The organism is Bradyrhizobium sp. DN3, from assembly GCF_041357655.1.
Classification (GTDB): domain Bacteria; phylum Pseudomonadota; class Alphaproteobacteria; order Rhizobiales; family Xanthobacteraceae; genus Bradyrhizobium.
In genome coordinates this window covers 57,840-77,528 of record NZ_JAULLN010000006.1, presented here as the reverse complement: position 1 = coordinate 77,528, position 19,689 = coordinate 57,840, and the positions used below count along the sequence as shown (strand labels likewise).

Annotated in this window: 16 protein-coding genes and 1 pseudogene; 6 read left to right on the top strand and 11 right to left on the bottom strand. The window is 63.7% G+C overall.

Annotated features, from left to right (window positions below):
* Positions 1 to 11 precede the first annotated feature (11 nt).
* The 3 genes and pseudogenes from hpaE to AAE027_RS11205 form a co-directional block, all read right to left on the bottom strand.
* On the bottom strand, positions 12 to 1,529 hold the full coding sequence (gene hpaE / locus AAE027_RS11215) for a 5-carboxymethyl-2-hydroxymuconate semialdehyde dehydrogenase (RefSeq protein ID WP_370988072.1): 1,518 nt from the start codon (positions 1,527 to 1,529) through the stop codon (positions 12 to 14).
* Between the two features lie 376 nt (positions 1,530 to 1,905).
* Positions 1,906 to 2,635, bottom strand: a pseudogene (locus AAE027_RS11210) (sulfite exporter TauE/SafE family protein).
* Positions 2,636 to 2,671: 36 nt separating this feature from the next.
* Positions 2,672 to 2,860, bottom strand: coding sequence for a hypothetical protein (locus AAE027_RS11205; RefSeq protein WP_370988071.1), 189 nt, complete (start codon positions 2,858 to 2,860; stop codon positions 2,672 to 2,674).
* 436 nt (positions 2,861 to 3,296) lie between these two features.
* On the opposite strand from AAE027_RS11205, the gene AAE027_RS11200 reads away from it, so the two are divergent.
* On the top strand, positions 3,297 to 6,416 hold the full coding sequence (locus AAE027_RS11200; RefSeq protein ID WP_370988070.1) for an ATP-binding protein: 3,120 nt from the start codon (positions 3,297 to 3,299) through the stop codon (positions 6,414 to 6,416).
* Positions 6,417 to 6,445: 29 nt separating this feature from the next.
* Here the strand turns inward: AAE027_RS11200 and AAE027_RS11195 are convergent, their stop codons facing one another.
* From AAE027_RS11195 to AAE027_RS11170, 6 genes are all read right to left on the bottom strand, one after another.
* On the bottom strand, positions 6,446 to 7,240 hold the full coding sequence (locus tag AAE027_RS11195; RefSeq protein WP_370988069.1) for an adenylate/guanylate cyclase domain-containing protein: 795 nt from the start codon (positions 7,238 to 7,240) through the stop codon (positions 6,446 to 6,448).
* Positions 7,241 to 7,352: 112 nt separating this feature from the next.
* On the bottom strand, positions 7,353 to 7,565 hold the full coding sequence (locus tag AAE027_RS11190; RefSeq protein ID WP_370988068.1) for a hypothetical protein: 213 nt from the start codon (positions 7,563 to 7,565) through the stop codon (positions 7,353 to 7,355).
* A complete protein-coding gene (locus AAE027_RS11185) occupies positions 7,562 to 7,786 on the bottom strand; it encodes a hypothetical protein (protein ID WP_091884134.1) in 225 nt (74 codons plus the stop codon). Before AAE027_RS11185 ends, AAE027_RS11190 begins: the two co-directional genes overlap by 4 nt.
* A 356-nt stretch (positions 7,787 to 8,142) precedes the next feature.
* Positions 8,143 to 9,336, bottom strand: a complete 1,194-nt coding sequence (locus tag AAE027_RS11180; protein ID WP_370988067.1) for an adenylate/guanylate cyclase domain-containing protein — start codon at positions 9,334 to 9,336, stop codon at positions 8,143 to 8,145.
* Positions 9,337 to 9,451: 115 nt separating this feature from the next.
* Positions 9,452 to 10,036: a HutD/Ves family protein gene (locus AAE027_RS11175; RefSeq protein ID WP_370988066.1), complete on the bottom strand. Its 585-nt coding sequence runs from the start codon at positions 10,034 to 10,036 to the stop codon at positions 9,452 to 9,454.
* Between the two features lie 129 nt (positions 10,037 to 10,165).
* Positions 10,166 to 12,262 (bottom strand): adenylate/guanylate cyclase domain-containing protein, encoded by a 2,097-nt coding sequence (locus AAE027_RS11170; RefSeq protein ID WP_370988065.1) that lies wholly within the window; start codon positions 12,260 to 12,262, stop codon positions 10,166 to 10,168.
* 313 nt (positions 12,263 to 12,575) lie between these two features.
* Between AAE027_RS11170 and AAE027_RS11165 the strand changes: the two genes are divergently transcribed.
* From AAE027_RS11165 to AAE027_RS11145, 5 genes are all read left to right on the top strand, one after another.
* Positions 12,576 to 12,881 (top strand): BufA1 family periplasmic bufferin-type metallophore, encoded by a 306-nt coding sequence (locus AAE027_RS11165; RefSeq protein ID WP_370988064.1) that lies wholly within the window; start codon positions 12,576 to 12,578, stop codon positions 12,879 to 12,881.
* 44 nt (positions 12,882 to 12,925) lie between these two features.
* Positions 12,926 to 13,840, top strand: coding sequence for an MNIO family bufferin maturase (bufB, locus tag AAE027_RS11160; protein ID WP_370988063.1), 915 nt, complete (start codon positions 12,926 to 12,928; stop codon positions 13,838 to 13,840).
* Complete coding sequence (locus AAE027_RS11155; RefSeq protein WP_370988062.1) at positions 13,830 to 14,612, top strand: HvfC/BufC N-terminal domain-containing protein; 783 nt, start codon at positions 13,830 to 13,832, stop codon at positions 14,610 to 14,612. Before bufB ends, AAE027_RS11155 begins: the two co-directional genes overlap by 11 nt.
* Positions 14,609 to 15,118, top strand: a complete 510-nt coding sequence (locus tag AAE027_RS11150) for a DoxX family protein (protein WP_370988061.1) — start codon at positions 14,609 to 14,611, stop codon at positions 15,116 to 15,118. The genes AAE027_RS11155 and AAE027_RS11150 overlap by 4 nt, the downstream gene beginning before the upstream one ends.
* A gap of 199 nt (positions 15,119 to 15,317) precedes the next feature.
* Positions 15,318 to 16,133 carry a class I SAM-dependent methyltransferase gene (locus tag AAE027_RS11145; protein ID WP_370988060.1) on the top strand — a complete coding sequence of 272 codons (816 nt, stop codon included), beginning with the start codon at positions 15,318 to 15,320 and terminating at the stop codon, positions 16,131 to 16,133.
* Positions 16,134 to 16,181: 48 nt separating this feature from the next.
* On the opposite strand, the gene AAE027_RS11140 is transcribed toward AAE027_RS11145, so the two are convergent.
* On the bottom strand, positions 16,182 to 17,738 hold the full coding sequence (locus AAE027_RS11140; RefSeq protein WP_370988059.1) for a L,D-transpeptidase: 1,557 nt from the start codon (positions 17,736 to 17,738) through the stop codon (positions 16,182 to 16,184).
* Positions 17,739 to 18,004: 266 nt separating this feature from the next.
* Positions 18,005 to 19,441, bottom strand: coding sequence for an oligosaccharide flippase family protein (locus AAE027_RS11135; protein ID WP_370988058.1), 1,437 nt, complete (start codon positions 19,439 to 19,441; stop codon positions 18,005 to 18,007).
* Positions 19,442 to 19,689: the final 248 nt, after the last annotated feature.

Genomic DNA, 19,689 nt, shown 5'->3' with positions numbered 1-19,689 from the left:
CTGCGGACCGCTTAGCCGCCCAATTTTTGGATGTTGTGCGCGGTGGTGGCAAACGCGACGTTCTTTGTCTCCATATAGAAATCGAACGACCAATCTCCTCCGTCGCGTCCGATGCCCGAGCTCTTCACACCGCCAAAAGGCGTCGGCAGGTGACGAACATTCTCCGAATTGACCCAGATCATGCCGGCTTGCAGCCGGTCGGTGAAGCGGAAGGCACGGGTGACGTCGGCAGTCCAGAGATATCCGGTGAGGCCATACTGGACGTCGTTGGCGAGTTCGAGGGCCTCGGCCTCATCCCTAAACGGGATCGCCGTCAGCACCGGCCCGAAGATCTCTTCCTGCGCGATGCGCATTTGGTTGTTGGCGCCGGTAAAGAGTGTCGGCGCAACGTAGCAACCGCCGCCGGGACCGTCGATCTTGCGGCCGCCGGTCGCAATCTTGGCGCCCTCCGTTCTACCAATCTCGACGTATTCGAGCACCTTCTTCTCGTGAACCGGATGGATCAACGGACCGATGACGGTCTCGGGATCGAGCGGATGCCCCACCTTGATCCGGCTGGCCTTCTCCGCAACGATCGCCGTGAACTTGTCATAGATGCTCGCCTCGACGAGAAGACGCGAGGACGAGGTGCAGCGTTCGCCGTTGAGAGAGTAGATCATGAGCACCGCCGCGTCCGCGGCGCGTTCGAGGTCGGCATCCGCGAATACGATCACCGGATTCTTGCCGCCCAGTTCGAAATGAACACGCTTCAGCGTATCGGCGCCCTGTTTCATGATCATCGATCCGGTGCGGCTTTCGCCAACGAAGCCGATCGCCTTGATGAGCGGGTGCTCGGTCAGCGCCTCGCCGGCGTCCTCGCCAAAGCCGTTGACGAGATTCCAGACGCCCTTGGGCAGCCCGGCCTCCTCCGCGATCTCGATCAGCAGACGTGCAGTCAACGGCGAGAATTCGGCGGGCTTGTGGACGATGGTACAGCCGGCTGCGAGCGCCGGCGCGATCTTCCACGTCGACAGCATGAAGGGCGTATTCCAGGGCGTGATGATGCCCACCGGGCCGATCGGCACGCGGGTGGTCATGTTCACCTGACCGGCGGTGCGAAGCGACTTGCCGTCGCGCGCCTCGGGCGCGCGGTCGGCGAAGAAGCGGAAATTCTCGGCTCCCCTCAGCGCGGCCTTGGCCATGAACTTCAGCGACTGTCCCGTATCCATGCACTCGACGAACGCAATCTCTTCAGCGCGGGCGACGATAGCGTCAGCGACCTTGTGCAACAGCTCCTTTCGCGCATCGCCGGATGTTTCGGCCCATTGCGGAAAGGCCGCCTGCGCCGCCCTCGCGGCGCGATCGATGTCCGCGGCCTTGCCATGCGATACCTTGGCGAGCGGCTTCAGGTCGACCGGAGAGATCGTTTCAAAAGTCGCATTGTCCGCAGCCGGGACGTCTTCACCGCCGATGCGGTTGAGCACGCCCGTCTCTCTGAAGCGGGCAAGGTGGCGCTCGGCCTTGACGATATTTTCCTGCAGCTTGGACATGACGGTTCACTCCCTTTTTGCAGCGCCGCACGCGGGCAGCGACCTCCACCTTTTTTTCGCGAATCCAGGGACGAACGGCATCGCCCTTCCGATGGCCTCAATCCCGGGTATTGGTGGATATACTTAACATGTTAAGTATTTCGTCGGCTGTCAAGCGTTTTCGCAGCCCCACTTCACGGCGAAACGCCCCGATCGGCTTGACCCAGGGTACGAGACGCGAGTCCATGCCGGGAATATTCTCCTCGGCCAAGCCACGGGTCGAATCCATGGTTCCATAGATCGCGTTGAAGAAATCGATGGCGCCGGCTTCCTTTAGGGATCAGCGCGTGCGAGCGCTCCAACGGCTGCCGTTGCAACCGGAGGCGCGGCGTCGGAACTAAAATACCAGCAACAGTCCCGAAACCAGCAAGATGCTGAGAATAATCCGCCGGAACAGCGCGTCATTGACGCAGCGAAAGACATTAAATCCCGAGCGCCGTTCCTGCGAGGAGCGCCGGGATGCTGACTGCGAAGTCAACCAGGACCTTTGTCGACAGATCTTTTCGGATCAGCATAAGAACAAGGGCGAATATCTGCATGGCGGCGATGAAGGGTTGAACCATTCCGCGCTGCTCGGTTTTTGGCACCCCGTGGATGTCACACCATATGGTCGGTATTGCACCCGGCATTGCCGTCAACCCGCCGACAAAGCCTCCGCCGAAGCCGATTAATGCATTGCGTCCCGCATTCATCTGCAAGCGATGAGAAAGCACCGGCCGGAATAACGTGTAGGCCGCATAGCAAGCGACCGCGAGACCAAAGCTTTCCCTGAAGATTCGTGCGTCAGCGGCTTGCAGCAACCACACGGCGATCGGAACGCCAAGCAATCCGCCAACGACGAGTACCGAGCTCTGTTTCCAGCGGATGCTCTTTCTCAAGGCCCAAAGACCCGTGGCCTGCACGGTGATGCTGCAGGCCATCATCAGCGGGACCGCCTCCAGTGGCGGGAGAACGTGAAGGAGAATCGCGCCGGCCACCGCCGAAAAGGCAAAGCCCGCGAGGCCCGAGACGAACGCGCCGCAAAACACTGCGATACTGAGCAGGCAAAACGACGCAATGTCGCCCATGAGCTAATCTTTCATCCTGGAGTGGCGACCTTGCGATTAGTCCTCCGACGACAGTCCGGGCGGCTCGGGCGCTGCTCCGGCATCGCTCTGGCCGGTCGAAGTCAACATCGTGGCTGCAAGGATGTGCAAAATGACAAAGCAGATGGCGATCGTTGCAAGCAGCGCATTCTCGCTCAATGCCGAAATCAGAAGCTTGCGTTCGAACGACTCGTCACTGACCGACATTGTCACCTCCGCCAATATCTGACCGAGAGGCAAACTGGTGCCACGTATTGTCGATCAGACGATGATAGTGTCGAAGGGTGCGCCCTGCCTGCAGCCGTCGCGAATGGTGGAGCGTTTGAAGGAGGCGCCCAAACCAGTCTTCTTTTCGAGAAAAACCCGTGGAGGCGGCATACGAATTCGCTGAGAATAACGCATCGCTTCTGGTTGAAGCTCTGCTGTCAAATGCTGGTACGGATGATGCCGCGATCGACTGAAACATCTTGTGAAACAACGACCGATAGAACATGCGAGTGAGACGCGGCGCCCTTTCTTCCAAGCGCATGACACGAACACCTTGTGTGAGTGGCTGGATACGGCTGGAGTATCGAACGGGACGCCGCGCCGCGCTTTGAGGCGAGCTTAATTTGTTCTTATCGTTTCCTTGATTTTGAAGGGTATGCTTGATTTCGGGCCGGTGTACCGGTTGAATATCCGCCTCGCGCGCACCTCCGAAGGCATTGTTTTGCTGTATCTATTTGACGAATTTGTACTCGACACCGACCAGCGGGAATTGCGCCGTGACGGACGTGCGATTCCGTTGCAGCCTCAGGTTTTTGACCTCCTCGAATATCTGATCCGCCACCGCGCCCGGGTGGTGACCAAGGACGATCTGATCAGTGCAATTTGGGGCGGGCGCATCATCTCGGAGTCAGCGCTCACGACCCGCATCAACGCAGCTCGTACGGGAATAGGCGATTCCGGCGAGGCGCAACGGCTGATCAAGACTTTACCGCGCAAAGGCGTCCGCTTTATCGGCGCTGTGCGCGAAGCACCGAGGGAGGCCGAGGGCGCAGTCGCGCCTCTGAAGCTCGAAACCTCCACCCTGGTGGTCGGCCGAACAGCCCCCCTCGGGATGATCGACCAGATGGTCCGGCACGTATTGTCCGGCAAACGGCAGATGGCTTTTGTCACGGGCGAAGCCGGAATTGGCAAGACGGCGTTCATCGCCAAAGCCATCGAGCGGCTGACCGAACAGGGCTTCGATCTGCTTTATGGGCGCTGTACCGAACGGTTCGGAACAGATGAGGTGTTTCTGCCGCTCATCGATGCCCTGGTGAACAGGTATCGAACGAACGGTCCCGAGCTGATTTCGGCTGTTCGCACGCACGCGCCCACCTGGCTGCTGCAATTGCCAGGCGCGATCGACGCATCGGAACGCGCGGCTTTTCAGAATGAAGTATTCGGCGCGACGCGTGAGCGGATGCTGCGCGAGTTTTGCGATCTCCTCGAAGCGCTGAGCGCCGGCCGCCCCTGGGTGATTGTTCTCGAAGACTTGCATTGGAGCGACTTCGCGACACTCGACGTGCTGTCTCGTTTCGCGCGCGGGAACGGTGAGGCACGCGTGCTGGTCCTCTGCTCTTATCGGCCGGCGGACAGCGCCATCGGTGGGCATCCGATCCGCCGCCTGCACCAGGATCTCCAGATTCATGGATGCTGCAGCGAATTGCACCTCGATCGATTGTCGCCCCAGGAGGTCGGGCACTATCTCGCATTGCGCTTCCATGACGCCGAATTGGCCTCGACCCTATCAAAGCCGGTATTCGAGCGAACGTTGGGGCACCCGCTGTTCGTTGCGTCACTGCTCAAGCATCTGATCGACCAGGAATGGATCGTCGAGGTGGACGGCAGATGGCGCCTGTCGTCACAAAACGCATTTGCTCGAGACGGCATTCCAGACAGCCTCTTGAAGATGATCGGCCATGAACTCGAACGCCTTACCGACAACGAACGGCGCCTGCTCGATGTCGCCAGCGTTGCCGGCGAAGAATTTTCTGCAGCTGTCGTTGCAGCCGGCCTATCCGATGATGCCATCGACGTTGAACGGGACATCGAAGCGTTGATCCGGAAGGATCATATCCTTGTTCGTTCAGGTGTTTCCGAATGGCCCGATGGAACTTATTCGGGCACTTACGCCTTCCGTCACATTCTCTATCAGAACGTCATTTATCAGAATCTCCCACCTGGACATCGCGCGCAGGCACACAAGCGCTTGGGCAAAAGGCTGGAGGAGGCCTATGCGGGCCGCACCGGCGAAATAGCGCCAGAGCTTGCACTTCATTTCGAGCAGGGTCGCGACTTCCCGAGCGCGTTGCGCTACCTCGGAGAAGCGGCACAGAGCTCGATGAAGCGTCTCGGCCATGCCGAGGCCGCGAGCTATCTCACCCGCGCGCTTGGCATACTCGACCGCTTCGATGCTGCCGACAAACTCTCAACCCGCATCGCGCTTCTGCGGCAACGAAGCCTGGCTCTCCGTTCGGGTGGCGACCTCGTCGGCTCGATCCGTGATCTCCAGGATGTGATTGCGTGCGCCGAACAGGTCGGCGAAATCAAGCAGCAGCTCAACGGTCTCATGGCCGTGAGCTCTTTATGGCTGCGGGTCGATCGCCACGCCTGTCTCGAGGCAGCCGATGATGTATTGTCACGGAGCCAGGCGCTTGCGGACGACACATTCAAGGCCCTGGCCCAGGGCAGCAGCGCCAGCATCAACCTGTTCCTCAACGGCTGGCGGGATCAGGACGCCACGCTCTGCGACAGGGCGATCGAGTTGAGCGCCAGCGCGACCAATTATGGCATCCTCATCCGGCGTCATGGAATATCGGGGATCGTTGATTGTTGGAGATCGCGGTACCAGCAATGCCGCCGCGCCGGCACGGAGGGAAAGCGGCTGGCGCGCATGGTTGGCGACGTTTACACGTTCGTCCTGTTCAATGTCCTTGAGTCGATCGCGCTCATTCATCTCGGCGAGTGGCGCGAATTACAGCGCGAAATCACGGCCGGCCTCGAACTGGCTGTCAGGAACGCGAACGATCCCAGCAGCGCATTGTGCCGGCTGACGCTTGCGTGGTTGCATGTCGAAGCGATGGATTTCGAGGGAGCCCGGGAGCTCTGCGAAAGCGTCGACGACAGTCTTCTGGTGGGCGATCAGTCCACATATTTCCACAAGCGGGCCGTCCTTGCGAAGGCGTTTGTCGGCCTGAATGATCCGTTGGGAGCTCGCAAGCAATTCGATGATATTGAGCGCCGCAGGCGTGAAGAAGGCATCGACATCGAGTTTACCGCCGCAACGCAGGTGTATCATTGTCTCGGCGAATATTGCCTGCTGATCGGCGACTTTACCCAGGCTCGCAGATGGGCACGCCAGCTGCACGACTATGTCGCATCGGCGCCCGATCTCAATCACCTGGCCAAGGCCCACGAGCTGCTCGCGCGCATCGCATTTGGTCTGGGCGATTCGGGGGACGCTCTGCCGCACCTCTCCCGCGCGCTGGAGATCGTTGACGACGCCGATTTCCCGATTGCTTCGTGGCGGGTGTACGGCACGGCCGCCGAGATCTTCGCGAAGCACGGAGACGTCGACAGGGCGGCGACTTATCGCTTGCGATTTGTCGAGACCGTCCGAAGGCTCGCGCGAAATTTCGAACCCGAGGATCGGCTGCACAAGAGCTTGCTCGCTGGGTTAGCAACGCGAACAGCGCAACTGGAAGCGATGACCTCGCTGCCTCTGCGACCCTCTTAGCCGACGGCCGTGCCGACGCGTTTGAGAACTCACCCCTCCACCCGCCACAGCCTCCACCGCTCCGGCACGCCTTTCAGCTGATGCACGCCGTGATCCCTGAACCGGATCTCGGGCTGCGAAACCAGCTCCTTCACCGCGCTCGACACCAAAACCTCCCCCGCCCGCGCCTTCGCGGCAACGCGAGTGCCGATGTGGAAGGCGAGACCGACCATTTCGCCGCCGCTGATCGTGTATTCGCCGGCGTGCAGGCCCACCCTGATCTCGAGGCCGAGCGTGCGCACGGCCCTCTGGATCGCGGTCGCGCAACTGATGCCGGCGGCGGGCTTCTTGAACGTCGCCAGCACGCCGTCGCCGGTGGTCACGACTTCCTTGCCGCGCGAGCTCTTCAGCTCCTTGCGGACCGCAGCGTAATAATGGCCCATCACCTTGGTCCAGCGCACATCGCCGAGCTTGGCAGCCTTCGCGGTGGAGCCGACGATATCGACGATCAGGATGGTGGCGAGCGCCTGCTTGAGCTCGGTGCCGCGCTCGGCGGATCGGCGCCGCAGCGCGATGGGTCCGGTCAGCGGCTCGTAGCGATGGTTACGACGCCGCGCGATCGCCGCCGTTGCGTAATCAATGGCACGTTGCGCCGTGCCACAACGAACGGTTTTCTGCTGCGGCGATCGCGACCAGTAGACTTTGCGCCCGTCGCCGGCGCCCTGCACCTCGACGGCGCCCCACTTCAGGAAGACTGCCGAGCCGACGCGCCTGACACACCACGCCTTCGACGTGTATCCGGAAACGTTGGACTGATGGACTCCGATGCGAAGGAATTTTGGCATGAACGAGCGGCCAAAGACCGTTTGGGCGGACCTTCGGCAAAACGTAGCCCTACAATCCAACGTTGGCAACAAGACTCCCGCCACTCCGCCCTCCGGGATCTAAGCCCGCATCCTAGGCTCCTCTGCCGCCGCCCTGCCTGCCGATCGTGCAGCGCCATGCGGCCAGACGTTCGGCCGGATGCTGCGTCATCCATTCGGCGAGCTGCGGCGCGCCCATCAGGCAGGACTGCATCGTCACGTCGGCGAAGTCCGAGGTCGTGACGACCTGTTCATGACAGTCCGTCGGAGAGGAGAGACGACAGAGCACGGCAATGATCCTGATCATGCCAGCTCCTTCGACCAGTCGTATTCGGCTCTGGCGGCCGAGCGCGCCAACGCCCTCGCCGCATCGACGCTCGAAGCCTTTTCGGCGCGCCGCTGATAGTCCTCAGCCAGCATCTTCAACCGCGCCGCAACCACCTCGTCCGTCATGCTCCGCGCCGCGCGCAGCAGGCTCTGCGCCGTTTCGATATATTGCTTGCCTCGTCGTGACATCTGAAGCGTCATAGCGCCCTCGCGCGGTTCCGATGAAGCGGGCGGCATTCGTCGTCTGGGCCGCCAACGAAACCAGCCTACGGGTCTTGCGCGGGAATCTCTTTCAACAAGGCGCTCTCGATTGCCCATCCGCACGACGAGCGGCCCCGCGCATGAGGGCGGCCAAACGTCCCGTTTGCGCAACCGATGCGCCAGGCCAGAACGCGCCAGATCGCGGGGTCCGAATTTTCGTTCGATCTCGGAAACGCAACGACCAGGCAGGCGCGATCACGACCACGGCCGTTGCGGGCGCGACCATTCAGGCCAGCCCGCCCCCCGAAACGACATGGAGATCTATGACGACGACGTCGCCGGTCTTCCGCGCGCCGTTACCCCTGATACGCAAACAGTTCGATGGGATCGCTGAAGCCGCGCACCTCGTGTTGGCCGACGTGCTCCAGCTCGAACTCCCGCTCCACCAGCTCGGCGAAGGCGCGCGACAGCAGCACCGTTCGTCCCAGCTGCTTGGTCAGAGCCTCGAGGCGGGAAGCCATGTTGACGGCGGGGCCGATGACGGTGAAGTCGAGCCGGCTGGTCGAGCCGATATTGCCGTACATGACATCGCCGACATGGACGCCGATGCCATAATTCAGCGGCGCGCGGCCGGTCCCGTTGTTGCGCTCGTTCAGCGCGGCCATGGCCTTGCGGGCTTCGGTCACGGCATGCAGCAGGTTGGCGCAGGCATCGGGCTGACTGAGCGGGAAGATGGCGAGCAGGCCGTCGCCGATGAATTTGAGGATCTCGCCGCCATGCCGCGCGATCGGCTCGGACATCGCATCGAAATAGTCGTTGAGCAGATCGATGACGTCGTCGCGCGGCCAGTTGTCGGAGATTTTCGTGAAATCCCTGAGATCGCAGATCATGATCGCGGCGCGGACCGTTGTGCCGGTGCCGCGCCTGGTGGCACCGGCCAGGATCAGTTCGCCGGCATGGGAGCCGACATAGGTCTCGAGCAGCGTGCGCGCCAGCCGGTTCTTGACGCGGATCTCGCTGACCAGCGCTAGCACCGGCAGCAGCTTCTTCAGGCCCGCGATGTGCGCATCGTCGAACCCGCCGGGACGATCGGTGGCGAAGGTGACGAGATGGCGCTTCCCGAGTGTGTGGTAGAGCGGCCAGGCCACATAGTCGGTCAGGCCTCGTGCCCGCATCTCGTCATAGAGGGCGTGCTTGCGGCCGAGCGAGGAATCCTGCTCGAGCCGCTCGCGCACCTCGGCGGCGCCGTCATGGATTTCGTTGGCGGCGCTGCCGATATATTCGGACCGCTCGCGCACGTCATAGTCGACCAATGCAATCTCGGCCTCCCGCATCCCGTCGGACCACATCATCCGGGCCCCCAGCCATTGCGGGTGGTGGATCAGGATGTGAAGCGTCGACCGCTTGAGCGGGATGCCCGCCTGCTGGAGGCGGATGCACATCTGTGCGAAGATATTGTCGACGAAGCGCTCATCGCGCGTGCCATTGGTCAGCCAGTCGACGACGCTGTCGGCTTGCGTAGGGGCGTTGTTGTCTGTCGGCGCGTTCATATCCTGCCCCTTTGAGCGGCGGTCTGCATCGAGCAGATATCGTGCTCCGACGCGGCGGCGTCAACCTGGCCAGTTGCCCGGTTTGTGCGCAGCGGCTCGGCGGGTCAGTCGCCGTCTAGCCGACGATCCGGATCGATCCCAGCACCGCCAGACCCGATGCAAGCGCGAGGCGCGATGGCTCGGTGACTTCGATCTTCAGCGTGCCGCCGCCAGGAATGGCAAAATGCGCGTCGCCAAGACGGATACTGCAATCGCCCCGAACCGCGTAAACCAGATGCGTGCCGGGAAACAACGATCGATCGCCGGGCTCCCTGAGCGCTTCGAGCTCGATCTCCGCCGCACCCCGCCGCGCCATCAGGTTCACGACCTCGACGGGACCCGCCTCGAGCTCGGTGACGATCGCGAGCTCGCCAGAAAAACGCACGGTGGTGAACGGCTCGCGCTCGTCGAATTCCTGCGTGGGCGACTTCAGCACCAGCCCGCGCCCGCCTACGACCATCTGGAGCCGGTCGATGCCGGGCATATGGGAGAACGGACCCGGCGCCACGATCGGTGTGCTGGCAAAGCGCCAGAGCAGGCTGTCCCAGTCCTTCACGGGCGCGCCAGCGCGATGGGCACCCGCGATATCGGTGAAAATGCCGCCGCCATTCTTCCAGGGCGAGCGGGTGTAGTGTTCGGGTTTGAGCAGCGTTGTTTTCATGTCCGCATCATGCCCGTGATGGATCGACTTTGCCAACCGGTTTGGCAAATGACGCGCGCCGATTCCGCGCGCCTGCCATCAGACCTTCGCGTCGGAGTCCGCCGGTCGGCTCGTTGACCAGCGCTTTTTCTACTTCGTCGTCAACGCTGCGACCGGACGCCAGGAGTCATCGGGTGCAGCGGCGGACAATTTCCGACAGCGCTCGCGCATCAGCTCGGCTGGACCATCGCGGCCGCGCTCAGACAGCACGGCTTCAAAATCGGCGAGCGCGGCAGTAAACCGGCGTGCGCGGTAATGGGCAAGGCCCCGCGCGTAGTGACCGACCCAGGCGGGGGGTTCGTTGCCGACGCCATCCTCCCCGACGAGCCCGATCAGCTCGTAGACAGAAAATCCCTCCTCGCGTCCGTACACGGCAATGCTGTCGATCTCGCGCGTGATTATGGCGCCGCGGGCCAGACGTTCGGTTGCCTCGCCGATCAGGATTTGCGTGCCATAGGATTTGTTGGCGCCCTCGAGACGGCTGGCAACGTTCACGGCGTCGCCGATCACGGTGTAGTTCAGGCGCAGCTCCGAACCGATATTGCCGACCAGCATCCGGCCGGAATTGATGCCGATCCGGATCTGGAGCGGCTGGCCGAGATCATCGGCAAGGCCAGAGGCGTCGATTGCTCTCCGGCAGCCGAGTGCCGCGCGGCAGCATCGCAGCGCGTGGTCGGACTGCGGCTGCGGCGCGCCCCAGAATGCCATCACGGCATCGCCGATGAACTTGTCGATGGTGCCGCCATTGGCGACGATGACCTCGGAGGCGAGGTCGAGGTAGCGCGACAACAGCGGCACCACGCGGTCGCCGAGCCGCTCCGACAATCCGGTGAAACCAGCGATATCGATGAACATCACGCTGAGCACCTGAATGCTGCCGCCGGGTTTGGCCTCGACGCCTTGGCGCAGCAGCGAACGGACGAGATCGGCCGGGATGAACTTGCGGAACGCGGAGAGGCCGGATGCCATTTCGGCGATCGCGCCCGACAGGCTCGCGATCTCCTTGAGACGCGACGGATGGCGGCGGACCTGCTCAAGCGCGAAAGCCTCGACGTGGCGGAGCTCGCCCACGACACGCGACAGCGGCGCGGCAATGACGGAGCGCGCCAACATTGCCGATGCCAGCGCCGCGAGCACGGCGCCGATTGCGAGGCCGAGGATCAGGCGCCGCAGCGTCGCCTCGACCGGCCCGAGAAACTCGGCCTCTGGGATCACCGTGGCGAGCGACCAGCCGTGAAAAGGCAGCGGCGCGAGCGCGACTTCATAGGCGGCGCCAGCGAAATTCAGCCGGCTGCGCGAGGCCTGCTTGCGGCCCTCGTCACCTGCCGTCGCAAGCGCCAGCCGCGCCAATGGGAGCAGCTTGGTATCGCCCTTGGCGGGATGCAGCTCGTCGGCGTCCTTATCCGGTGCGGCGACCAGCTCACCGCTATCATCGATGATGAAGGCCGTTCCCGTCCGCCCGACCTCGAGCTGCGACAGGAAGCGCGCGAGCCGCGTATATTCAATCATGATCGCGAGCACGCCCTGCCGCTCCTGATAGACGTCGATCGGACCTGCGAAGGCAATCGACGGCCGCTCGCCGGTGGGATGGTCCATCACCCTGAACCATTGCGGCTCCTCGGCGGCGAGCCCGGCCTCGAACCAGGCGCGGTCGGCGACGCGAAACTCGGTCGGCTCGAAACGGCGATTGGCGAACTCGATATCGCCGGGCACGACGTCATACTCGTCGACGCGCCGCTGGCCCGCATGGTCGGTCAGCGATATCTCCATCATCTCCAGACGGCGATCGCCGAGCTTGTGCGCGGCGAAGAAGGAACCATCCGGCCAGCCGAAGGCGACCCAGGAGATCGTCGCCTGCGACTGCAACTGCGAGAGGAACACGAATTCGCGCTTGTCGGCCTCGCGGGTGTCGAGCACGTTCTGGAGGAACAGGGTGCGGATTGCCGTGTGCGCGGCGCGCGCCTCGTCGACGATAGCCGAGACCTCCTTGCGGACTGCCGCGACGATCTGTTCGTTGATAGTCGAGGCAAGCTGCCGACTGGTCGCCTCCGCCGTTCGCCACCACAACAGGCTCGACAGCGCCGCGGTCAGCAGGATCGCGGCCAGGACCAGGGCCGAGACGGCCAGGCGAATGCTGACCGTCAGCCTGGCGATCGCGCGAAGCTGCCGTCCGGGATCGACGTTCATGGTTGTTTCCGCCTTCGGCCGGGCACGGCTCCTATCATTGCTCTACGCAGGCTTCCGCCGTTCATTACCTCTGGCAGGCCCAATCGATCGCAGCCAATGCTCTCCCGCTAATGTCTCGATAGCGCCAAGGCATTGGATTTGAACGGCCGCATGCCCGCTAATCCTGACCCAGGCGCACCTGTGGTGCGCCAGATCCAAACGGTCTCACGGATTCGTGAGCAGCTTCGCGGTAACGCGGGCTGCGCACGGAGCGAAGCAGATCATGCGCCTTCGCCTGCCGCGGGCGATGCTATCTCGAACAGGAGAAACTCCGATGTCTGCCAAGCATGTCGTCACGTCGATCGTTCTCGCCGGCGCGGTATCAACCGCCCTCGCCACCCTTGCCGCCGCCGGCCCGCTGACCAAGGCGGAGGGCGATGCGGCCATCGCCGCCAAGAAGGAAAAATGCTTCGGCGTCGCGCTGAAGGGCCAGAACGATTGCGCGGCGGGGCCGGGCACGACTTGCCAGGGCACCTCGACCGTCGACTTCCAGGGCAACGCCTGGAAGTTCGTGCAGGGCGGCACCTGCGCCAGCATCGAGCTGCCGAACGGCAAGAAGGGTTCGCTCAAGCCGGTCTAACGCATGAGTCGCGCCCACGACAACATGGAAAAGCGGAGGAGACCATGACGACGGCAATCGTGCCCGACGTGTCTGCGGTGCCACTCCGCTACTCCGCTCCCATCGGCGGCGTTGCCGGGACGAGCTTCAAGCCGGAGCACCTCCAGGCCATCCTGAGCGCGGACCGGCAACGCAGCTTCTTCGAGGTGCACGCCGAAAACTACATGGGCGCGGGCGGCCCGCCCCATCGCGCGCTGGAGGCGATCCGCCGCGACCATCCGCTGTCGCTGCACGGCGTGTGCATGTCGATCGGTGGACCCCAGCCGCTCGACAAGGCGCATCTGGCCCGCTTTCGAGGCTTGGTCGCTCGCTACCAGCCGGCGCTGGTCTCCGAGCATCTTGCCTGGTCGACGCATGAGACCAGCTTCTTCAACGATCTTCTGCCACTGCCTTACACCGAAGCGACGCTGGCTTGCGTCTGCGACCACATCGACCAGGTGCAGGACGCGATCCGCCGTCCGCTGCTATTGGAAAACCCGTCGACCTATGTCGCCTTTCGCGAATCGTCGATGAGCGAGACCGATTTCATCCGCGCCATTGCCGAACGCACCGGCTGCGGGCTGCTGCTCGACATCAACAACGTCTTCGTATCCGCGACCAATCACGGATTTTCCGCCCTTGAGTATCTCGCGGAGTTTCCGCTGTCGCGCGTCGGAGAGATCCACCTCGCCGGCCATGCTGAGCAGGCGGACGACGAAGGCGACCTGCTGCTGATCGACAGCCATGACGGCCCGGTCGCGGATGCCGTGTGGAAGCTCTACGAGATCGTCATCCGGCGCCGCGGCGGCGTGCCGACGCTGATCGAATGGGATAGCATGATTCCGGACTGGCCGGTCCTGCAGGCGGAAGCCACCGCAGCACAAGCGATTCTGGATCGTTACGGCCCGGCCGTGCTGGTGGGAGACCGTCATGCCGCCTGAGCAGGATCTATCCTTTGCCGCCGCCTTTGCGCGGGGCCTGCTGGACCCCGCGCGGTCGGCGCCTGCGATCGTGGCGGGTCCCAACGGCAAGGCCGCCGGCAAGCGCTACGCCGTCTACCGCAACAATGTCACGGTGAGTCTGATCAACGCGCTCGCTGCAATTTATCCGGCGGTGCAGCGCATCACCGGTCCTGATTTCTTCCGTGCCATGGCGCGCTTCCACATCCGCAGCAGCCCACCAACTTCCCCGCTGCTGTTCGAATATGGCCGCGAGTTTGCCGACTTCATCGCACGATATGAGTACGCACAGACAATGCCCTGGCTTGCCGATGTCGCCCGCATCGAGCGGGCTTGGCTCGATGCCTACCATGCGCAGGACGCCGCGCCGCTGTCACCCGCCGGGCTCGCAGCCGTCGCCCCGGAGCGACTTGCCGATCTCGTCTTCATCCCGCATCCGGCGCTGCGGATCGTACGCTCATCATTCTCGGCGGTGACGGTCTTTGCCGCCAACCGCGACGACGCACCGCTTGAGCGCATCGACGCATCTACGCCGGAAGACGCACTGATCACCCGGCCCGAACTCGACGTCATGGTGCGGCGCCTTCCGCCCGGCGGCGCAGTGTTTGCCGAACGTCTGGCGTCGGGCGAGCCACTCGGCGGGGCCGCTGCGTCGGCGCTGGATGCATGCCCCGATTTCGATCTCGCTTCCAACATCACCGGCCTGATCGAGGCTGGCGCGTTCACTTCGCTTGCTCTCGGAGACGCACGATGATCACCGACCAACACATGCCCGCAGGAAGCGGCCTGCCATCACTCGGGCTGCTGTTCGACAAGGCCAACGATCTGATACGGACGATTGCCGCGCCCTCGCTCGTTCAGCTCGTGCTGCGCGCGGCGCTCGCCGTTCCATTCTGGCGCTCGGGCATTCTCAAGTGGGACGGCTTTCTCAGACTCAACGACACCGCGGTGACGCTGTTCAGCGACGAGTTCATGCTGCATCTGCCCGGCGGGCCCTATCACTTTCCTGCGCCGACGGTGCTGGCCTTTCTGTCGGGATGTGGCGAGATCATGTTTCCGATCCTGCTGGTGCTGGGTCTCGGCACACGGTTCGCCGCGCTCGGATTATTGTTCATGACCGTCATCGTCGAGCTCACAGTGCCCGACGGCTGGCCGATTCACCTCACCTGGGCGGCCATGACACTCGCCCTGATGGCTTACGGACCCGGGCACATCTCGCTCGACCATCTCATCTGTCGCGCGCGATCGCACGCGCGATAGGACGCTGCCGGCCGCAGATCCCGCTCAAACCGCTGTCGACTGCGCGCGTCTGCGCGGTGACGTAGACGCTCTCGTCCGACGGGAAGAACAGCACGGCATAGGACGACGCAGGAGCCGGTGGTTCACATCTTTGCTGGCGCGGTGACGTGGCGATCCGTGCTAGCTTGGATCTCGTGTCCAAAGCTTCAGCGAGGCAAGCATGTCCGACACTGACAAGGTTTTCGCCGGCTCGGTCCCAAAACTCTACGACGAATATCTCGTCCCGATGATCTTCGCCGAGTATGCCGACGACATCGCAAGACGCGTCGCTGCACTCTCTCCCTCCGTGTTGCTCGAAATCGCGGCGGGCACCGGCGCGGTGACGCGCGCCGTGGCAGCGGCGCTGCCACGCGGCGTCCGCTATGTTGCGACTGACCTCAACGAGCCGATGCTCGCGGTCGCAGCGCAGCGTCAGGCGGACGATGCTCGCATCACTTGGCGCCAGGCGGATGCATCGGCTCTTCCCTTCGGCGACGCCGAGTTCGACGTGGTCTGCTGCCAGTTCGGCGCCATGTTCTTTCCGGACCGCGTCAAGGGCCACTCAGAAGCAAGGCGCGTCTTGAAGCCGAGCGGCATGTTCCTCTTCAATGTCTGGGACCGCATCGAGGAGAACGTGTTCGCCCACGATGCAACGATGGCGCTCGGCAAGTTGTTTCCCGATGATCCACCTCGTTTCATGGCGCGGACACCGCACGGCTATTTCGACCAGACGATCATCCGAGCGGATCTCGAACGCGCAGGTTTTGGCAACGTCTCGATCGAAACGCGGGCCGCCATCAGCCGCGCGCCAACGGCGGGCCACGTGGCGATCGCATACTGTCAGGGAACGCCGCTACGTGGCGAGATCGAAGCCCGGGATGCGAGCAAGCTTCAGGCTGCGACCGACGCCGTTGCCGAGGCGATCCGAATCCGCCACGGGTCAGGGCCGGTCGAAGCCAAGATCCAAGCGCTAGTGATCACGGCGCGCCGTATCTGATGACTTCGGCGTCCATCACGTACGGCCCCGGCGCGGTGGCGCGCCCGCTTACCACCAATTCCGCTGCATCGGCTGCGTCGATTGATAGTACTGGTACTGGCCACGCTGCCGACGCGGATTGACCGGTTGCACATACGGGTCGCGCTGCTGGAAGAAGAAGAAGCCGTTGCCGCCATTGTCCCAGCCGTCATCGCTCGCGATCATGGCAGGCGCGGTCGGCTTGCGCGTGATGAAGCCGCCCTGCGGCTGGTTGCTCAGCACCGCGACGAATTCGGTGCGGTAATTGGTCTCGCTGCTCAACGGTTCGTCCGAGATGATGATTGACGAGCGCGGCAACGCGGTCGGCGCGATGCGGTCGAGCACCTCCTGCGGGATGGTGATCCGGTCGAGCGCGTTCCTCGCCCCGTCGCCGTTTTCAATCGTGACCACGCTCCAGCGCAGACCCGTATCGGTCTTCGCCATCGCCGTGAAGATGTGCGTGCCGAGCGGCAGGTCGGGATTGCGGATCGTGACGGGGACCTCGATGCTGGTGTCGAACACCTCGCCGCCGCCGTCGGGCGCCGGCTTATGGGTGTTTCGCCGCACATACAGCTTCTGCGTCGCGCGGCTGATGTAGACCGAGACCGGCTCGAGCGCGAGCTTTGCGTCGGTCGCCGCCTTCACCGCGTCGGCCTTCTTGGTCGCCGCCGCCTTGGCGGCCTCCTTGGTGGCGGCAGCGGCGTCGCGCTTCGGCTGCGCGGCCTCCTTGGCGGCTTCGAGCTGCGTCGCTGCATCCGCAGCCTTGGTGGCGGCCTTCTGCTTCAGCTCCTCGGCCTTGGCGCGGGCCTGATCGGTCTTTGCGTTCGTGAGCGACTTGTCGGCGAAGGCGAGCTCGGCGTCAGCGCGGGCCTTCTGCTGGTCCAGCTTGCGCAGCGCCGCCGGGAGCGAGGCGGCTTCTTTCGCCGCTGCCGATGCGGCCTTCTTGGCCTCGTCGGCGGCCCTCGTGGCCTCCTCGGCCTCGACGGAGAGCTTGTCGGCACGGCTCGGCGCCGCCGCCATCGCCTCCCGCTTCGGCATGAACAGCGAGGGGTGAGAGAACTCGGTCGGGACCGCATCGTCCGGCGAGATGATCACGCGCATCCCGATATACGTCTTTTCGAACAAATTCTCGGCAAAGCCGAACGGCATCCGCACGCAGCCATGCGAGGCGGCATAGCCGGGCAGCGGCCCGCCATGCAGCGCGATGCCATTCCAGGTGATGCGCTGCATGTTCGGCATCCAGGCATCGTCATACATGGTCGAATGATGGTCCTTGTCCTTCTCGATGACGGCGAAGACGCCGGCCGGCGTCTCGCGTCCCGTGGTGCCGGTCGACACCGGCGCGCGCAGGATCCAGCCGTCGGCGTCGTAGAAGGTGACCTGCTGGCCCTTGATCGACACGATCGCCATGATTGGCTCGCCGGCCACGCGCGGCGCCACCGCCTCGGCCGCCTGGCGGGGCTGCTTGGCCGCGGTCGCCGGGGCCACCGCTGCAAACATGGCCACTGCCGCAAGCGCAATGATCCCGGCAGGCCCCCGACGCCGCATCGCCCCGGTGGATTGCGCCGTCGTCGATCGGTTTTTCATGCCATCCTCGGTCGAACTGCCAGTCTGCCGGTGTCGCTCAAATGTCAAATTGCGATCTTTGACTTAAGAATTCGCAGCCGCCTTACGTTCCCTCTGTGGCGAGATTCGGCACGTTCCGGCGACAATCTCTCATATATGACGGTTCGCACAGGCGGAAGGCGGCCTCCGGCCGAAGCTGGCCCGAAGCTGGCCTCGATCGCTGCGGCAGAATGTCCGGATCGGCCGCCCGGGGCCGGCGTCTGGCGGCGACCACGCCCACTGCACAACTAGACGCCCAGCGCCTTCCGATTGAACGTGCGCAGGAGGCGCAGTGACAACGTTCGCACGTTCGCAACGTTCATCAGCCACGCCGCGGCGGCGTAAACGAGGCCACCGGCGAGGCTCACGACGATGAGCGACCCGAGACCGGTGCCGCCCGTTTGCGATCGCGCGATCAGGATCGCGGCCGCCATCGCCGCAGCGGAAGCGGCAACAGCGGCGAGGCGGTTGAGGTCGAACGGGACCGGGTGGGCGCGATGCATCAGGACGACGGCAACGAGGAAACCGATCGCCTCGGTCGCGAAGGTTGCCAGCGCCGCACCGTAGAGCCCGTAGCCAGCGACCAGCGCGAACATCAAGACGACGCTGACGACCAGCGTGAGAAAGGACTGTGCCGCCAGCATGAAGGGCCGTTCGGCGAGCTGGAAGCTGATCTGGACATAGAACTGATTGGCAATGCCGAACAAGCGCGCGAGCACCAGGGTCGGCAGCAGCGCGGACACACCGGCGCGGAAGTCGACGCCGACCAGCGTGCCGGCGACCTGGTCTGCCGCCAGCACGAGCCAGACCGCGACCGGCGCGACGACGACGAGCAGCAGCTCGAGGCTCTCGGTCAGCCGCTCCCGCGTCACCGCATCGTTCTTCTCGGACAACGAGCGGAACACCAGCGGCACGGTGGCCGCCGCGACGCTGGAAGCGATCATGACCATGAACTGGCGCGGCAGGTCCGCGGCGACGCCAAAAATGCCGGCGGCATCCGTGCCTAGCAAATAAGCGACGATGAGGCGGTCGCAGGCTGAGTAGACCGCAACGGAAAGCCCGGCCAGCGTCAACGGAAGGCCGTAGCGCGCGAGTTGCATGAACTGGCTGCGCTGGAAGCGCGCGATCTTGGTGCGGTCACCGACCAGATTCAGGATGATGCCGGTGAGCGAGCCCAGGCCGAATGCCGCAAGCAGCCCCAATCCACCCCAGCCGAGCCAGATGCCGGCGAGGCCGAAGCCGACGCTCGCCACGCTGCGCACGATCGAGATCGCCGCGAAGCGGTAGGGGCGCAGCTTGGCGCGTTCGAACTCCTGGCCGACATCGACTGCATTGGCCATGATCGCGACGAACATGCTGGCGAGCAGCAGCTCGACGCTGACGTCGCTGCGGAATAGGAACACCAGTGGAGTGGTGGCGCACAGAACCGCGGCGGTCAGCGCAAAGGCGACCATGGCCGTGCCGCGAAAATCCACCTCCGCAGACATCGCCTGATAGCGCGACACCGACAGCTTGATCCAGGCGAAAAAGACCGCGCCCAAGATTCCGGCAAGGCTGATGCCGACGACATAGACGCCGTACTCCGCCGGCGTCAGCAGCCGGGTGTAGGCCGTCACCGCGAAGAACCCCACCGCCGCCGGCAGGATGTAGGCGACGAGATAGATCGAGAAATGGCGATTCAGCATGCGGACTGGGACCGGTAGCGGCCGTGAGGATTAACGAAGCGTTAAAACACCTGGACTTTGCTGGAACAATCGGACTGCGGCGCTGGCATCGGCAAGATAGCCGCATAAGCCTGCAAATCGGACCGCGAATGAAGCGTTCGCGCGGTTATCGCGCGTTAGCGTTAAATTTGCCCTGTCCTTGAAGGGGCCGGCGGGATCACAGAAAAGAAGCAATGATAGCGAAACGTCGCCCGACTCCTCCGATGCGC

What these genes read in the sequence shown, in the direction of transcription:
- hpaE (WP_370988072.1), bottom strand. Translation starts at nt 1,529, where the DNA reads ATGTCCAAGCTGCAGGAAAATATCGTCAAGGCCGAGCGCCACCTTGCC.
- AAE027_RS11205 (WP_370988071.1), bottom strand. Translation starts at nt 2,860, where the DNA reads ATGTCGGTCAGTGACGAGTCGTTCGAACGCAAGCTTCTGATTTCGGCA.
- AAE027_RS11200 (WP_370988070.1), top strand. Translation starts at nt 3,297, where the DNA reads ATGCTTGATTTCGGGCCGGTGTACCGGTTGAATATCCGCCTCGCGCGC.
- AAE027_RS11195 (WP_370988069.1), bottom strand. Translation starts at nt 7,240, where the DNA reads ATGCCAAAATTCCTTCGCATCGGAGTCCATCAGTCCAACGTTTCCGGA.
- AAE027_RS11190 (WP_370988068.1), bottom strand. Translation starts at nt 7,565, where the DNA reads ATGATCAGGATCATTGCCGTGCTCTGTCGTCTCTCCTCTCCGACGGAC.
- AAE027_RS11185 (WP_091884134.1), bottom strand. Translation starts at nt 7,786, where the DNA reads ATGACGCTTCAGATGTCACGACGAGGCAAGCAATATATCGAAACGGCG.
- AAE027_RS11180 (WP_370988067.1), bottom strand. Translation starts at nt 9,336, where the DNA reads ATGAACGCGCCGACAGACAACAACGCCCCTACGCAAGCCGACAGCGTC.
- AAE027_RS11175 (WP_370988066.1), bottom strand. Translation starts at nt 10,036, where the DNA reads ATGAAAACAACGCTGCTCAAACCCGAACACTACACCCGCTCGCCCTGG.
- AAE027_RS11170 (WP_370988065.1), bottom strand. Translation starts at nt 12,262, where the DNA reads ATGAACGTCGATCCCGGACGGCAGCTTCGCGCGATCGCCAGGCTGACG.
- AAE027_RS11165 (WP_370988064.1), top strand. Translation starts at nt 12,576, where the DNA reads ATGTCTGCCAAGCATGTCGTCACGTCGATCGTTCTCGCCGGCGCGGTA.
- bufB (WP_370988063.1), top strand. Translation starts at nt 12,926, where the DNA reads ATGACGACGGCAATCGTGCCCGACGTGTCTGCGGTGCCACTCCGCTAC.
- AAE027_RS11155 (WP_370988062.1), top strand. Translation starts at nt 13,830, where the DNA reads ATGCCGCCTGAGCAGGATCTATCCTTTGCCGCCGCCTTTGCGCGGGGC.
- AAE027_RS11150 (WP_370988061.1), top strand. Translation starts at nt 14,609, where the DNA reads ATGATCACCGACCAACACATGCCCGCAGGAAGCGGCCTGCCATCACTC.
- AAE027_RS11145 (WP_370988060.1), top strand. Translation starts at nt 15,318, where the DNA reads ATGTCCGACACTGACAAGGTTTTCGCCGGCTCGGTCCCAAAACTCTAC.
- AAE027_RS11140 (WP_370988059.1), bottom strand. Translation starts at nt 17,738, where the DNA reads ATGAAAAACCGATCGACGACGGCGCAATCCACCGGGGCGATGCGGCGT.
- AAE027_RS11135 (WP_370988058.1), bottom strand. Translation starts at nt 19,441, where the DNA reads ATGCTGAATCGCCATTTCTCGATCTATCTCGTCGCCTACATCCTGCCG.